This window comes from Halomonas sp. N3-2A (assembly GCF_002216165.1).
In the GTDB taxonomy this organism is placed as follows: Bacteria; Pseudomonadota; Gammaproteobacteria; order Pseudomonadales; family Halomonadaceae; genus Vreelandella.
Map to the genome: position 1 here is coordinate 2,029,355 of NZ_CP022286.1, position 15,925 is coordinate 2,045,279.

14 protein-coding genes are annotated in these 15,925 nt (G+C 54.3%); 11 read left to right on the forward strand and 3 right to left on the reverse strand.

Translation table 11 applies throughout. The features are described 5' to 3' along the window. The first annotated feature begins 1 nt into the window (after position 1). The 3 genes from CEK60_RS09600 to CEK60_RS09610 are packed head-to-tail and all read left to right on the forward strand — an operon-like array spanning position 2 to position 4,948. Entirely contained in the window at positions 2-1,072 is a 1,071-nt protein-coding gene (locus tag CEK60_RS09600; RefSeq protein ID WP_089038820.1) for an HlyD family secretion protein, read from the forward strand. Continuing rightward, positions 1,069-3,822 carry a ribosome-associated ATPase/putative transporter RbbA gene (gene rbbA, locus CEK60_RS09605; RefSeq protein WP_089038821.1) on the forward strand — a complete coding sequence of 918 codons (2,754 nt, stop codon included), beginning with the start codon at positions 1,069-1,071 and terminating at the stop codon, positions 3,820-3,822. Before CEK60_RS09600 ends, rbbA begins: the two co-directional genes overlap by 4 nt. A gap of 1 nt (position 3,823) precedes the next feature. Then, positions 3,824-4,948 (forward strand): ABC transporter permease, encoded by a 1,125-nt coding sequence (locus CEK60_RS09610; protein ID WP_089038822.1) that lies wholly within the window; start codon positions 3,824-3,826, stop codon positions 4,946-4,948. A 24-nt stretch (positions 4,949-4,972) separates the two neighbouring features. Here CEK60_RS09610 and CEK60_RS09615 read toward each other — a convergent pair whose 3' ends face one another. Beyond that, positions 4,973-5,620, reverse strand: coding sequence for a class I SAM-dependent methyltransferase (locus CEK60_RS09615; RefSeq protein WP_089038823.1), 648 nt, complete (start codon positions 5,618-5,620; stop codon positions 4,973-4,975). A 39-nt stretch (positions 5,621-5,659) separates the two neighbouring features. On the opposite strand from CEK60_RS09615, the gene CEK60_RS09620 reads away from it, so the two are divergent. From CEK60_RS09620 to CEK60_RS09635, 4 genes are all read left to right on the forward strand, one after another. Continuing rightward, complete coding sequence (locus CEK60_RS09620) at positions 5,660-6,043, forward strand: VOC family protein (protein WP_038482244.1); 384 nt, start codon at positions 5,660-5,662, stop codon at positions 6,041-6,043. An 87-nt stretch (positions 6,044-6,130) separates the two neighbouring features. Beyond that, entirely contained in the window at positions 6,131-6,523 is a 393-nt protein-coding gene (locus tag CEK60_RS09625; RefSeq protein ID WP_038482241.1) for a DUF4870 family protein, read from the forward strand. Between the two features lie 3 nt (positions 6,524-6,526). Next, a complete protein-coding gene (locus CEK60_RS09630) occupies positions 6,527-7,459 on the forward strand; it encodes a lysophospholipid acyltransferase family protein (RefSeq protein WP_089038824.1) in 933 nt (310 codons plus the stop codon). A gap of 18 nt (positions 7,460-7,477) precedes the next feature. After that, a complete protein-coding gene (locus CEK60_RS09635) occupies positions 7,478-7,828 on the forward strand; it encodes a DUF4870 family protein (RefSeq protein WP_089038825.1) in 351 nt (116 codons plus the stop codon). 50 nt (positions 7,829-7,878) lie between these two features. On the opposite strand, the gene CEK60_RS09640 is transcribed toward CEK60_RS09635, so the two are convergent. Continuing rightward, positions 7,879-9,492: an alkaline phosphatase gene (locus tag CEK60_RS09640; RefSeq protein WP_089038826.1), complete on the reverse strand. Its 1,614-nt coding sequence runs from the start codon at positions 9,490-9,492 to the stop codon at positions 7,879-7,881. A 176-nt stretch (positions 9,493-9,668) separates the two neighbouring features. Here CEK60_RS09640 and CEK60_RS09645 point away from each other — a divergent pair, with 176 nt between their 5' ends. From CEK60_RS09645 to CEK60_RS09660, 4 genes are all read left to right on the forward strand, one after another. Further along, positions 9,669-11,198: a glucan biosynthesis protein gene (locus CEK60_RS09645; protein WP_089038827.1), complete on the forward strand. Its 1,530-nt coding sequence runs from the start codon at positions 9,669-9,671 to the stop codon at positions 11,196-11,198. Beyond that, the gene (gene mdoH / locus CEK60_RS09650; protein WP_089038828.1) at positions 11,191-13,170 is read left to right on the forward strand and encodes a glucans biosynthesis glucosyltransferase MdoH; all 1,980 of its coding nucleotides are present in this window, start codon (positions 11,191-11,193) and stop codon (positions 13,168-13,170) included. Before CEK60_RS09645 ends, mdoH begins: the two co-directional genes overlap by 8 nt. Next, positions 13,170-13,952 (forward strand): FkbM family methyltransferase, encoded by a 783-nt coding sequence (locus CEK60_RS09655; RefSeq protein ID WP_089038829.1) that lies wholly within the window; start codon positions 13,170-13,172, stop codon positions 13,950-13,952. Before mdoH ends, CEK60_RS09655 begins: the two co-directional genes overlap by 1 nt. A gap of 78 nt (positions 13,953-14,030) precedes the next feature. Next, positions 14,031-14,819, forward strand: a complete 789-nt coding sequence (locus tag CEK60_RS09660; RefSeq protein WP_089038830.1) for a creatininase family protein — start codon at positions 14,031-14,033, stop codon at positions 14,817-14,819. Here CEK60_RS09660 and ribA read toward each other — a convergent pair. Beyond that, complete coding sequence (ribA, locus tag CEK60_RS09665; RefSeq protein WP_089038831.1) at positions 14,816-15,919, reverse strand: GTP cyclohydrolase II RibA; 1,104 nt, start codon at positions 15,917-15,919, stop codon at positions 14,816-14,818. The genes CEK60_RS09660 and ribA overlap by 4 nt on opposite strands. Positions 15,920-15,925: the final 6 nt, after the last annotated feature.

The window sequence follows — 15,925 nt, forward strand, 5'->3', positions numbered from 1 at the left end:
TATGCACTCTTCGCTTAAGAAACTGATCCTTGCCGCCGGGGTAATCCTTATTGCTGCTGGAGGCTACTATTACTGGACTGAATTGCGCGACGAAGGCCTGGGGGAAGGCTTCGCTAGCGGTAATGGGCGTATCGAGGCCACTGAAATCGATATCGCTACCAAGCTTCCTGGACGCGTTGACGCAGTCCTGGTCGATGAAGGTGAGTTTGTCACCGTTGGTCAACCCCTGGCGCGCATGCAGATCCAGGTACTGGAGGCGCAACGCGATGAGGCAAGAGCCCAGTATCAACAAGCACTCAATGCCGTACTCAGTGCGGAAGCACAGGTTGCTCTGCGGCAAAGCGACCATCTTGCCGCTCAGGCCGTAGTGACTCAGCGTGAAAGTGAACTTGATGCGGCTCAACGCCGCTTGGCTCGCTCGGAAACCTTATCGCGTGAAGGAGCCGCTTCGGCACAAGAACTTGATGATGATCGCGCTCGGGTCAATAGTGCACGAGCAGCCGTTGCCGCCGCTAACGCCCAGGTGGATGCTGCACAGTCGGCCATAGCGGCGGCCCGCGCCCAGGTGACCGGCGCCCGCTCTGCGGTTACTGCCGCTGAAGCCACCATTACGCGTATCGAAGCAGACATCACCGACAGCCAGTTGGTTGCGCCTCGTGCAGGGCGTGTGCAATTTCGTATTGCCCAGCCTGGCGAGGTACTTCCAGGTGGAGGGCGAGTGCTGAACCTGGTCGATCTTAGCGACGTACACATGACGTTCTTCTTACCTGCCGAACAAGCAGGTCGTGTGGCGCTGGGCAGCGAGGCACGTATCATCTTGGATGCGGCACCTGACCTAGTCATACCGGCACGCATCTCGTTTGTCGCCAGCACGGCACAATTTACGCCTAAGACGGTAGAGACCGCTTCAGAACGACAAAAATTAATGTTCCGAGTGAAAGCACAGATTGATCGAGACCTTCTACAACGTCATCTTGAGCAAGTTAAAACCGGTGTCCCTGGGGAAGCCTGGGTTAAGCTTGACCCCGACGCAGAGTGGCCTGCTGAGTTGGCTGTTCGGGTACCACAATGATAGCAACACCGCCCTCATCATCTACGCCAGCGGTAGTAACACTATCAGCCATCCAACTGCACTATGGTAAGCAGGTTGCCCTGGCGGGCATCGATCTGGAAATCCCTGCGGGCAGCATGGTTGGGCTGATAGGGCCTGATGGCGTTGGAAAGTCCAGCCTGTTAGCGCTTATTGCGGGGGCACGCGCGATCCAACAAGGACAAGTAGAAGTGCTCGGCGGCGATATGGCCAACAAGCGTCATCGCGACACTATCTGCCCGCGCATTGCCTACATGCCCCAAGGGTTAGGCAAGAACCTCTACCCGACGCTTTCAGTAGAGGAAAACCTACAGTTCTTTGCCCGCCTCTTCGGCCATGAGCATGCCGAACGACGCCGCCGAATCGACGATTTAACCCGTAGTACGGGGCTGCACAGATTCCTCGACCGCCCAGCAGGCAAACTTTCCGGCGGCATGAAGCAGAAGCTGGGGTTATGCTGCGCGCTGATTCATGACCCCGATTTATTGATCCTCGACGAACCAACCACCGGCGTCGACCCGCTGGCCCGCGCCCAGTTCTGGGAATTGATCGCACGTATACGTCGCCAACGCCCGCAGATGAGTGTCATGGTTGCGACCGCTTACATGGATGAAGCCCAACGCTTCGACTGGCTAGTGGCCATGGACGACGGCAAAATTCTGGCTACCGGAACGCCAGCGGCATTGCTAGAGCGTACTGCCAGCAACTCCCTGGAAGCTGCCTTTATCGCCCTGCTACCGGAAGAGAAAAAACGCGACTATGCACCCGTGCATATTCCGCCGTTGGCACAAGATGACGATGAAGTCGCCATTGAGGCTAAGGGCCTCACTATGCGCTTTGGCGATTTTGTCGCCGTCGACCACGTCAGCTTTCGGATCCGGCGTGGCGAGATTTTCGGCTTTCTTGGCTCCAATGGTTGTGGCAAATCAACCACCATGAAGATGCTTACTGGTCTGTTGCCCGCCAGTGAAGGCCAAGCGTGGCTGTTCGGCAAACAGGTGGATACCCGCGATATCGACACCCGCCGTCGTGTGGGCTACATGTCCCAGGCATTCTCACTGTATGGCGAACTAACCGTTGAGCAGAATCTTATCTTGCACGCCCGGCTTTTCCAGGTCCCTGAAGCGGAGATAGCCACCCGCGTGGATGAGATGGTGAAACGCTTCGACCTACAAGAGGTACGCGGCAGCCTGCCGGAAAGTTTGCCACTCGGCATCCGTCAGCGTCTTTCGCTGGCGGTGGCCATGGTCCACAAGCCAGAACTACTGATCCTGGATGAGCCGACTTCTGGGGTTGATCCTGTTGCCCGCGACAACTTCTGGCGGCTGATGATTGAACTAGCGCGCCGTGACCGGGTGACCATATTCATTTCTACCCATTTCATGAATGAAGCCGAGCGCTGTGATCGCATGTCGATGATGCATGCCGGTCAAGTGCTTGATAGCGATACGCCTGCGGCACTGGTGAAAAAACGTGGAGCAGCGACTCTGGAAGAGGCATTCATCGGCTATTTAACCGAAGCAGGCGCCGACGAACAGAGCCAAGAAGCGCCTGAGGCAACGCCCAAAGCATCGCCCAGCACGGCGCCTAACAATGTAAAACACAGCGCTTTTAGTCTCCAGCGTCTACTTAGCTACACTTGGCGAGAATCGCTGGAGCTTCGCCGCGACCCGGTCCGCGGCACCCTCGCCCTGCTTGGCTCGCTAATTCTGATGTTGGTCATTGGCTATGGCATCAGCCTGGACGTGGAGGATCTCAGCTATGCCATCCTTGATCGCGACCAGACGACCCTGAGCAATAGCTATGCGATGAATCTTGCCGGCTCCCGCTACTTTATCGAGCAACCGCCATTGATTGATTACGCAGATATGGACAAGCGCATGCGCAGTGGCAAGCTCACCCTGGCCATTGAAATCCCTCCTGGCTTTGGCCGTGATGTGAAGCGAGGAAGCCCGGTTGAAATCGGCGCCTGGATTGATGGTGCCATGCCCCAGCGTGCTGAAACCGCACGCGGCTACGTGCAGGGCATTCATCGACAGTGGCTGCTCGAGCAAGCAGCGCAAGCCGCGACTAATGTCACTGCCCCCGCTGCCAATGTCGAAACCCGCTTTCGCTACAATCCGGATGTTCAGAGCCTGCCAGCCATGGTGCCAGCAGTCATCCCTCTTCTGTTAATGATGCTACCGGCGATGCTGACCGCGCTGGCCGTCGTGCGGGAAAAAGAGCTAGGGTCGATCATCAACCTCTACGTCACACCCGTCACCCGTAGCGAATTCCTAGTCGGCAAGCAGTTGCCTTATATCGCTCTCGCTATCATCAATTTTCTGCTAATGGCATTGCTCGCGGTCACGCTATTTGATGTGCCCATCAAAGGCAGCTTCCTGACGCTGCTGTTAGCAGTAGTGATCTACAGCATTATCGCAACAGGCATGGGACTGCTCGCTTCTACGTTGACGCGTAGCCAAATCGCAGCGATGTTCTTCGCCATCATCGGCACGTTGATTCCCGCCGTGCAATTCTCAGGAATGATCGACCCGGTCAGCTCACTAGAAGGCGCGGGGCGTTTCATTGGCACCATCTACCCCACATCTCACATGTTAACCATCACGCGCGGTGTATTCAGCAAAGCACTGGGGCTTAGCGACCTTTATGCCTTATTCATACCACTGTTGATCGCGGTACCAACGATCATGGGACTGTCTATTTTCCTGCTAAAAAATCAGGAGCGCTGAGATGCATAGTGTCCTGACTATCTACCGACTGGGCGTCAAGGAACTATGGAGCCTGATCCGCGACCCGATTATGCTAATTCTGATCGCCTACGTGTGCAGTATCTCGGTCTACACCAAGGCGACCGCGTTGCCCGAAAGTCTCCACATGGCTCCCATCGCCATCGTTGATGAAGATAACTCGCCGCTGTCATCTCGTATCATCACGGCGTTCTATCCCCCCCAATTCGCTACCCCAGACAAGATCTCACTTCATGAGATTGACCCTGGGCTAGATGCAGGCCAGTACACTTTCGTCCTCAATATACCACCCGACTTTCAGCGCAACGTATTGGCTGGTCACGCCCCTCAGATTCAACTCAATATCGATGCCACACGCATGAGCCAAGCATTTACTGGCAATGGCTATATCCAACAGATCGTCATGGACGAGATCAACGCGTTTACTCAACGTTACCGCAGCTCTAGCGCTCCACCCGTCGACCTAGTGCTGCGAGCGCGCTTCAATCCTGGGCTCGAAAAAGCCTGGTTTGGATCGCTGATGTCTATCATCGATAACATTACCATGCTCTCTATCATTCTCACGGGCGCGGCATTGATACGCGAACGAGAGCACGGCACCATTGAACATCTACTGGCAATGCCAGTCACCCCGACGGAAATTATGCTGGCCAAGATATGGTCAATGGGCCTGGTGGTTCTGGTCTCCGCACTGCTTTCGCTCTATTTAGTTGTTAGCTGGGCCTTACAGGTGCCGATAGCAGGCTCAGTGGCACTGTTCGCTGTGGGGGCAGCGCTCCACCTCTTCGCGACCACCTCTATGGGCATCTTTCTCGCCACCCTTGCACGCAACATGCCACAATTTGGCATGCTAATGGTGCTGGTACTGCTGCCCCTGCAGCTGCTATCCGGGGGTACGACACCACGCGAAAGCATGCCGGAAATTGTCCAGCACATCATGCTGCTCGCCCCAACCACTCACTTCGTTGAACTGGGTCAGGCAATCCTTTATCGAGGTGCGGGGATAAACGTAGTATGGCCGCAGTTTCTGCTGCTGCTGTTGATCGGTAGCGTTCTATTCGCTTTTTCTTTATCGCGTTTTCGCAAGGCCATCGGCCAGATGGCATGAGTCATGAACTATGGCACCGAATCATCAAGATAATGGTCTGCGGCGGAGCAACACCACATCCGCTGCGGGAAATTCCACCACCATGCCCCAACGTTCGGCTATCCAACAAAACGTCGCTTCACTAAAAAAACTCACATGCGTCGGGTCGTTTATATAGTGCCAGCGGGCAAATGCTGCTGGGGTACTGACACGCTTTGTCATGACCCCAAGATAGCCCCCAGGGACTATTTTCTCGACCAGTCGACTAAGCTCTTCGCCGGGCCTCGCAAGGTGCTCTAACACCTCGGTGGCAGTAATAAAGTCATACTGGCGGTTGAGTACTTCAACGTCTGGGGCGTAAAAAATATCGTAAACCGCCATCGTGAACCCCGCCTCTTCAAACATCACCGACAGCGTAGGCCCCGGGCCACAGCCAAAGTCTAGCCCATGGGCATCTTGTGGCAGCTTAGCCACTAGCGGGGCAAATAAGCGCCCCAAGAAATGCCGATATCCCGTATCATGCGGCGAATTCTGGTGCTGGTCGTACTCTGCCTTTTCTTGATGCGCATCTAAATGCTGCTCGGCAGGCACAAACACCAAGGCGCACGTGGCACACTGGTAGTAATCGCGGCGACGGTCTTGGTGATAAAGGGCTGGTTTAGGCGTATTGCATAGCGGACAGCGTCGCATCATCGTATTCTCATGTTTTACGTTTGTTTTAAGGAAAGTGGCATGCTCTCAGGTTTTGACCATCTTGTTGTTACGGTGACTGATATGGGTCGCGCCGTGGATTTTTACTCCCGTGTACTAGGGTTAGACGTGCGCTACCGAGATGCGCAGCGGGTGGATCTTATGCTAGGCGACACGGCACTGCGCCTGCATCAAACCGACACTGATATTGCGCCTGTTTCTGCCACCCCAACCCCAGGCAGCCTGGACTTATGCCTGCGCTGCCAACTGCCGCTGGATGAGTTCAAACAGCACTTGGATGCGCTTGCTATTGACGTAGAGCTTGGCCCGGTTGCTCGCCAAGGCGCTAATGGTCCCATTGAGTCGATTTACTTACGCGACCCAGACGGTAATTTGCTGGAAATTTGCCGACCTGCTACCCGCTAATGATAAGCCGCGCCAGCCGCGCTATCATAGTGAGCTTTAACGGCGTCCTCGGGGATGCCTCATGGCGAATAGCAAAAAGGATCGGTTATGCACGACGATGCCAACAAAGCACCTTTAGAAGGTGAAGTAATTAACGAAAGTACGTCTTCAGAACAGCCGGATACCACCATGGCGATGGTGATTTACGCGCTTTATTTGGCAAGCTTTTTGGTAGGGTTTACCTCACTGGTCGGCATCGTTATCGCCTATGTCTATCGTGGTAAAGGCCCTGAATGGCTAGATGAGCACTACCGTTACCAGATCCGTACGTTTTGGATTGGGCTGCTCTACGGCAGCATCGCCACGTTGCTAACGTTTATTCTGATTGGCATCCCCATGCTATTGGCACTGGCCGTATGGTTTATTGTTCGCTGTGTGAAAGGCTTTAAGGGTCTGCAGGAGAAGCGTGCGCCAACCAACGTTGACAGCTGGTTCCTGTAACTTATGACACAGCAGTCACCTTCTAACAAATCACGTTTCCAAGCACGTGCCATCACATCACTTTGGAAACTACTGGCGCGCTGGCCACTTGGCGCGCTATGGCGTATCGCCGTGCGGTTAGGTCCGCTGGTCTATCGCTTTAGCAAACGAGAGCGTCAGGTGACGGAAATCAATCTGGCAGTGGTTAACCCAGAAGCCACTGCCAGCCAGCGCAAAGCCCTTGCCATACAAAGCCTGCGCCACTCGGCAGCGACTATGCTGGAACTTGGCCATGCGTGGATGGCTGCGCCCGAAAAAGTAGAAGCCAGCATTTTGTCGGTTCATGGCCGAGATAAGCTTGACAGCGCACGTGCCGAAGGCCGCGGCGTCATTGTACTTGCTCCACACTTTGGTAACTGGGAGGTGCTTAATTTTTGGCTCTCCAGCCACTTCCCTTTTACCGCTATGTACGAGCCACCCAAAATTGCCGACCTTGAGCCCATTATTCGCCATGGCCGCGAGCGCATGGGAGCCAGCTTGGTACCCACCAACGCCAGAGGCGTTGCTGCCCTTCTCAAAGCGCTTAAGCGTAGCGAAGCTATTGGCATCTTGCCGGATCAAGAACCTAACTGGGGCAGCGGTGTATTCGCCCCTTTTTATGGGCGCGATGCCTATACGGCAACGTTGCTACCGAAACTGGTCGCCCGCACTCAGGCAAGAGTCGTCACTGGCGTTGCCTTACGGGTGCCTGGCAAGGGATTTGAAATTCATTTCCTTGACGCCGATGAGCAGGTTTACAGCGCCGATGATGTGGTTTCAGCCACCGGTGTTAACGCTAGCGTAGAAGCGTCAATTGCACTTGATCCAACGCAGTATCAATGGGAATACAAACGCTATCGCAAGGTCATAGAGCAACAGCAAGGGCTGGCAAACGCCAAAGAATTTCGGATTTACTAACGGGTAACGAGGTAATTTATGACCCAGCGTTATAGTCCCACTGAGGAAACGCGCCCACCCCAGATCATTTACGCGCTCTACTTAGCGGGTCTAGTAACAGCCAATATTACACTGTTGATTGGCGTTATAGTCGCTTACGTATATCGCAAAGAGGCAGCACCGTGGTTGCAAGCTCACTACCGTTATTTGATCCGGACTTTTTGGATAGGCTGCCTCTACTTTTTCGTCACCTTTACCCTTAGCTTGATGTTAGTAGGCACCTTGCTATGGCCGCTATTAGCCGTGTGGCTTGGTGTGCGCTGTATTATTGGCTGGCTCGCAGTGCGCAAGGGAGAGCCGCCAGCTCGTCCTGGCAGTTGGCTCTGGTAACACAACTAAGCAAGCCCCTATACCACCACCGCTAAGGATGACGGGCTGGATCATGGTGTCGCCCCTGTCGTTGACCCAGAAGAGGTTAATGCTGGTGTGCCAAAGTCTTGCTGTAACCAATGACGCAGTTGGCTCATTTTCGCGGCCTCTTCAGGGCTTTTCAGTGATGGCAGCATGCCATCAATAAAACCACGTGCCTTAAAAGGTGCTAAGAGTCGGGGGTCTCCGCTAATCACATGCACAGGCACCGCTGCACTGGCGTTGTCGCCGGTAATTAGCGGTGCCGCTTGATGGTCCCCAAGTACAATCAATAGTGTGTTGTCATCAACCACTCGCTCAGCCCAGCGCCCTGTGACCTTCACAGCGTAGTCTATTGACCACGCGTAATGGTCACGGATGCGTTCAATATCCTGCCAAAGCACTTCTGGCGGATCACCGGCCTCCTCCCAAGGGGCGAAAACACGCCCATCGCCGATCATCGACCAGTCTTCGAAAACGGGCAAAATGGGCGTCCATGGTGCGTGGCTGGAGATAAGTGCGAGTTGCGCGAATACCGGCGCCTCACCCAACAAATGTCGCTGGGTGTAATCCAGCGTGAACTGATCGGGCATCGTGACCCAGTTCAGCGCTGGCCCCGCATAGGGTATATCTTTCGCTACTGCAATCTGATCAAATCCGTAGGCCAGCCCTTCTGGCCAAACCAACGTAATGGCTGGCATGACACTGAGCGTCCGCTGCCCCGTGCTACTAAAATCATTAATCAGCGTTGAATGATCGCTTTCCAGCATCAGCCGATACCATAGCTGATTATCAATCCAGCGACCGCTTAGTGCCGTGGCATGAGCAAGCCAAGACTGACCTCCCCGAATAGGCGCTTCTAGCAACCCCGAAACAACGTGTAGATCGCGCTGACCCAAACGTTGCTGTATGTCATCTAGCGTAGGCAGTACGACACTGCTGTAGCGAGCATCATTAATGGCCGACACACCGTAAGATTCAATAAACGTTAATAAGACATTGCGCCCTAACAAACCAGGTAATGGTTTAGGAGCTAATGGTGACGCCTGTAGCTGTTCGCTAAACGCCACTCTCGCCCGATGAGTCGCCACCACCTGCTCCCACTGGAAACGCGTGGTGTTAACAGCAGGCAACGCTGATTTAGCGACTAATCGCTTGCCGTTAGCCTCGGAAACCGCAAAACCTGCCGCGGTGATCATCACGAGGATGGCTAGAGCACCTGAAGCACGCCTCACCGATAGAGGCTTAGCAGGCAACAGCAATCGCAGCAGCATCCATAAACTACCTAGCAGGGTCGCACTGCCCAACAACATCAGGAAAGTTGCTGCCAGTTGACCTACATTACCTACTAGCAAATGGTAGATAGAGCGCACCAAGGGCACGTCTAGATAGAGGTTTAGTGATCGCCCAAACGCGGTGTGTGTCGCGGCATCGCCTAGGTTGGCCATCGTTACCAACGCCAGCCAACCTACCAACAAAATAGCTAACCAGCGACGTAAGCTACCAGGGCGAATAAGCAGCATCGCAGGGGCTATAAGCCATGCCTCCCACGCAATTAGATGAGAGCCAATCTCACCGAAACGCCACCAAAGCGGCAATACCAGTAGAAAGTTGAGCGTTATACACGTGAGTAGAAGACGAATCATCAGCGCTTCAACAGCATAGTAATCACCTAAATATTACACGCTTAATGGAATTTAAAGCTTGCACATGACCATAAAAATCATGTACCAACAATACAAATGGTATAACTTTTGTTGAAATATTTCATATACTGATTTTATGGTTACCATGCTGGCATGCAATCGAAAGGAACTCGCCCATGAGTGTTCGTACTGCAGCAAAATGGATGTTGTCATTTAACTGTCTGATCGCCTTTTCTGCGGTTGCTAACGATGATGGTGTTTTTGACCACGTTATTGAGCGTGCCCAAACCCTGGCCGATGCGCCTTATCAACCCCCAAACGAGACGCTTCCCAGCGCTTTGACGTCGTTAGATTACGACCTGTATCGACAAATCCGTTTCAATCCCAAGCGAGCCTACTGGCGCGATGAAAGCCCTTTCAGTATGCAGCTATTTCATAGCGGATTTATATTTCAAACACCCGTCACTATTAATGTGATCGACGATGGTGACGTTGAACCACTCTCCTTCTCGGCCGATGACTTTCAGTACGATGGTGATGCCAACCGCTTGTTAGAGCATGATTTGACAGGAAGCGGTCATGCCGGCTTTAGGCTGCACTATCCTATCAATAGTGATGATTATGCCGATGAATTTGCTGTTTTCCTTGGCGCAAGCTACTTCCGTCTAGTAGGACGCGACCAGGCCTACGGCCTTTCTACCCGTGGCCTTGCCATTGATACCGCATTAGCCAGTGGTGAAGAGTTTCCCGAATTTCGCGAATTCTGGCTCTATAAGCCTGATGAAGATTCTGACAGCGTTACGCTACTCGCACTCATGGATAGCCCATCGCTAAGCGGAGCCTACCGCATTACGTTAACGCCGGGCGAGAGCACTGAGGCAGATGTAGAAGCAACGCTGTTTGCACGTTCTGATATAGCAAAGCTAGGGGTTGCGCCGCTCACCAGCATGTTCACCTTTGGGGAAGCCAGCACCGAGCGAGCTGATGACTTTCGTCCTCAGGTACATGATTCCGATGGTTTGCTAATCCACACGGGGGCCGACGAGTGGATCTGGCGGCCGTTGCAAAACCCCTCATCGGTTCGAGTATCAGCGTTTATCGACGATGCCCCTTCTGGGTTTGGTCTAATGCAGCGGGAGCGGGACTTTAGCCGCTACCTGGACCTTGAAGCCCGCTACCATCGCCGCCCTAGCCAATGGGTCGAACCCCTTGCTGACTGGGGACCAGGGCATGTAGAACTCGTCGAAATTCCCACGCCAGATGAGACTCACGACAATATAGTGGCTTATTGGGTGGCCGAGGAGGCGCTCACTGCTGGCGAGTCTCGCCACCTTCACTATCGAACGTTTACGCTCAATGAACAGCCCGAGGCTAATTCACTGGGCAAGGTGGTGCGTACCCGCCATGGAGGCGCAGCGGTTCCAGGCGAGGCCGACTCCCCGTCTGCTGATCAGCGCCAATTCATCGTCGATTTCCAGGGCGGCAAACTGGATGATCTGACATCAAGCGAGCCAATCGAGCTGGACATCAGCGTGCTAAATGGCGAGGTATTACTACCTCAAGTCAAAACACTGCCCAACAACGGACAACGAGCCACTTTCCGATTGCCCCCCAGCAGCGAGCCCAGTGATATCCGGCTACGGCTGATGGTCGAAGGAGAGCCGATTACTGAAACCTGGAATTACGTGTGGTATCCCGATGCCTGATCTCCACGCGTTGCGGCCTTCGATGCCCTGGCTTAACGGTCGCCGAGCCTTCCTTGCTTTTACAGTGTTAGCCACCAGCATCGGTGGCTGCGTTGCGATGGCGAAGGTCGTTGCCAACCTTGCCATTGGTTGGCAGCTCACCATGTTGATCCTATTTGCATTAACGTTCACTTGGATAGCGCTGGCTTTCTGGGGGGCACTATGTGGCTTTGTGCTTTGTGTGCTACGCCGAGATCCGCTCAGTTTACGTCGCCAAACTATTAAAAATCCTAATGCTAGCCTGTTAGTCAGCCGCACAGCGTTAGTAATGCCTATTTATGCAGAGCCTCCCATCCCGACCATTGCAGGGCTAGAAGCAACGTGTCGTTCACTTCTCCAGCAAGCAGAAACGTATGGGGCAGGAACACCCAGTGCTATCAACAAACACTTTGAAGTGTTTGTATTGAGCGACACCCAAGACATGACCATGGCAGACATCGAAGCGGCCCATGTAGCTGCCTTGCAACAGCGCCTTGCTGGGCAGATAGCCGTTCATTATCGGCGACGCCCTAATAATGACGGCCGAAAAGCTGGCAATATTGCCGAGTTTTGCCGCCGCTGGGGTCGCCGCTATGACTATTTAGTGGTGCTCGATGCCGACAGCCTAATGAGTGGCGCTACGCTACTGCATTTAGTCCATCGGATGCAGCGCCAACCCAGCGTAGGACTTATTCAAACGGTGCCGATTCCCGTTGGCCAACGCACGCTATTTGGTCGTTTTACCCAGCTAGCTTCAGCACTTTACAGCCCGATGCTGGCAGCGGGCCAAAGCTTCTGGCAGGGCGATGCGGCGAATTACTGGGGCCATAATGCGATTATTCGCACACGGGCCTTTATGGCCCATGCCGGGTTACCTATTCTTCCAGGAAAGCCTCCGCTGGGAGGAGAGCTATTAAGCCACGATTTCGTCGAAGCGGCTCTCCTGAAACGAGGTGGCTGGCAGGTGTTGCTGGATACCTCTGCGACCACCGCCGTATCTCGTCATAACCCTTACGCTAGCGCGTCACACAACAGCTTTGAAGCCATGCCGAGTAACATGCTCGACTTTGCCAAGCGTGACCGCCGCTGGCTACAGGGCAATCTGCAGCACTTACGCCTACTCACCGGCGCAGGGTTTCACCCGATTAGTCGACTCCACTTTTTATTCGGCGCGTTTGCCTACCTTTCTTCGCTTGTTTGGCTTGGGCTTCTGCTCTGCACCAGCCTGATGGTGGGGTATCAAGCCATTGAGACCACCTCAAACCCACCGTTGCCTGAAGCCCTCTCTCTGGGGCTGTTAAGTGTAACGCTGGGTATGCTGATTGCGCCCAAGCTGATGGGGCTATTGCTAACGTTCTGGCAATGTCCCCATGCGTATGGCGGGCGACTCAAGCTTGTCACCAGCACGCTATTGGAAATTCTGTTTGCTGCTCTGATTGCACCACTGATGATGGCGTGGCATAGCTTATTTATCATCAACGTGTTGATTGGCCGAGCTATCGACTGGCAAACCCAACACCGGGGGGAGCGCTCGCTAAGTTGGCGAGAGACATGGCACCACACCGGGTGGATGACGCTGTGTGGTATGGCCTGGGCAGGCACGATGATGCTTTTTTCACCCTCGGCGTTCGGCTGGTTAACCCCCGCATGGCTGGGGCTGATTGGAGCTGCTCCACTGGTGAAATACTCCAGCAGTGCCACCTGGGGAGGCCTCGTTAGCCGCAAGTTCAGCTTACTGCAAACACCTAGTTCAGCACAACAACCACCGCTTTTGGAGGAGTTTGTCGCGTTAGAAAGCCGCAGCCATCAATCCAGTGCCACCTTAGCTCGCTCGTCGCTAACACTTTCTCTAGCGCTTCCCCAAGCACAGCCAGGCGATATGCCCTGCCAGTCATTTCGATGTCACGTTCAAACAGCAACCGAGCATGCGCCACCTGTTAAGGAGCCCTACTAATGCCTTCTGCTTTTTTTCATCGGCTGCGCAGTGCCAGCGGTATGGCGCGTTCACTGTTTATTTACTGGCGGCCTGGAAGGCAAAAGGGTCTGAAACAGTTATATCGTCCGTTTATTCAACCGGGCGATATCGCTTTTGATATTGGCGCTCACTTAGGCGACCGTAGTGCCGCCTTCCACGCGCTAGGTGCTAAGGTAGTAGCACTAGAGCCACAACCAGCACTGGCCAAATGGTTTAAACGGATACTTAATCAGCCTAACATCACGCTCTTACCACTGGCCGCTGGACCGCAGCCCGGCCATGCGGATATCGCTATCAGTGTTAGCAACCCGACCCTCTCTACCCTAGCGACCGAATGGCGACATCAGGTGGGCGAACGGAACCCCGGCTTTCAGCACGTACAGTGGGAACAGCAGCTAAGAGTGGAAGTCACTACACTGGATCAACTGATCACCACTTACGGTGAACCAAGCTTTATAAAAATTGATGTTGAAGGGTTTGAAGCAGAAGTATTGATGGGGCTTAACCACCCAGTGGCAGCGCTTTCGGTAGAGTTTGTTGCGGGCGTGTTAGAGGTCAGCCATGCCTGCGTTGAACAGCTGTCCCGCCTTGGCGACTACCGCTTCAATGCAATTGCCGGTGAGCAGCGCCACTTTCGCTGGGCAACCTGGCAGCCCCCTGAAACCATTACCCAGTGGCTTAACGATGGCGTTGACGGTTTGGCCTCTGGGGATCTCTACGCCTGCCGCGCCGATCATCCGCTGTTAAACGCATCCGCATAACTCTTCAAAAAACGATTTTAATACACGGCTTTTAAAACACTGCTTTTAAAACATAGCTTTCAAAACAAGAGAACCTGCATGATTTACCACTGGCAAACCCTCACCGCTCCCCAACTCGCCTCGATTGCCGAAAGTGATCCAGTCGCAGTGATCACCTTGGGGGCCATTGAGCAGCATGGTACCCACCTGCCGCTGGGAACCGACCTGATCATTGGTGAAGGGTTACAAGCCGCCATGTTAGACATGATTGACCCAGCACTCGACGTACTGTGTCTGCCAGCAATTGCCGTCGGTGCGAGCGACGAACACGCCAGCTTTGCTGGAACGCTTAGCCTACCCGCCCCACTCGCCATTGCAACGCTAGAGGCTTACGGCGCAAGCATTGCGCGTACGGGGATAAAAAAGCTGGTGCTGATTAATAGCCACGGTGGCAATAAAGCCGTGATGGACCTTGCCGCACTGACCCTACGCAAGCAGTTTGAAATGCGCGTGGTGAAAGCCACCTATACACGCCTTCCGCCACTGGAAGGTGCTATCAATGCCGATGAGCTGCGCTACGGGTTGCATGGCGGGCTGCTGGAAACCGCCATCATGCTGCATTTAGCACCGAAGCTAGTGCAGCTCGATAACTACCAACCTACTCCACCGGCAATGCCTAAAGGTGACGCCTTGGTCAGCCCAGAGGGTAGTGCAGCGTTTGCCTGGCTTGCCGAGGACCTGAGTAGGTTCGGCGTTGCCGGTGATGCAACGGGTGCTCATCAAGCATTGGGTGAACGGTTAGTCAGGCACTACGCCACTCAGTTGGCGCAGGTGGTGGCCGAAACCGCCCACCTGCCACCGCTTATCACTGGTAAAACGCCAGATTAACGCCCACGACCCTCAAGCACTTCGTCTAAGAAATGCCCTGCTCGGTTGGCTTTGGCGCTTAGGTAGCGGTGATTGTGATCCGTCACACTGCCGTAGAGCGCCTGACGTGAGACGACCTCAATCCCCCCTTCACGCAGCGCTGCCATTTTTAGCGGGTTGTTGGTCAACAGCTGAACTTTATCGATCGCTAGCGCATTGAGCATATCCACCGCGACGGCGTACTGTCGCTCGTCGTCGCCAAACCCTAGTACTTGATCGGCATCGACGGTGTCTAAACCGCCATCTTGCAAGGTGTAGGCACGCAGTTTATTGGCTAAGCCAATTCCCCGCCCCTCTTGTGCTAAATAAAGCAGCACGCCGCCACCCATCGCTTGAATATCAGCCACCGCGTTACGCAACTGTTCGCCACAGTCACAGCGCAGGCTGCCGAACAGATCGCCAGTGAGGCAAGCCGAGTGCATCCTCAAAGGAACCGCCCCATGATTGGCTTTCAAATCACCAATCACTACGGCCACATGCTCACGCAAACCATCAGGTTCACGGAACAGCACAAAGCGGCTCTCAGGCGCGTCTTCAAGAGGAATACGCGCTTCACTGACACGCTTTAGCATCCCCGGCGCACCGGCTAAACACGCCTCTGCATCGCGAGCATTAACTTCTAACAGCTCGCCTTTGGATAACTGCTGAGCAATATGCTCGGCGGATGTCGCACTGACCTCTGCGCAGAGCGCCGCCGGTATCAATAGCGCACGACGCATAAGTGCCACAGCGCCTCTCTCTCCCACGCCAGCAGGCTTCAGGCCGCTTAACAGCGAATGAGCCTTCGACGCGGTATGAGACACAGCAAGGTGATGCAAATCACGCTCACTGATTTGCTCGGTGAGCGGTAAGCAGGCCGCATCCGCCTTGAGCGACATGCCCATTGCCTGCAAGCGATGACGCGTTAATACCAGTGCTGGCCGAGAGCCGGAGAGTTTCGCCAGTGAATCGACCGACACACTGCCTTCAAGAGCCTGTACCAACAGACGTTGCTCTCCGGTATTAATTACCACGGGCAATCCACGGCGAATATCGAAAATAGCGCGTTCAATGTGATACATGTAGGC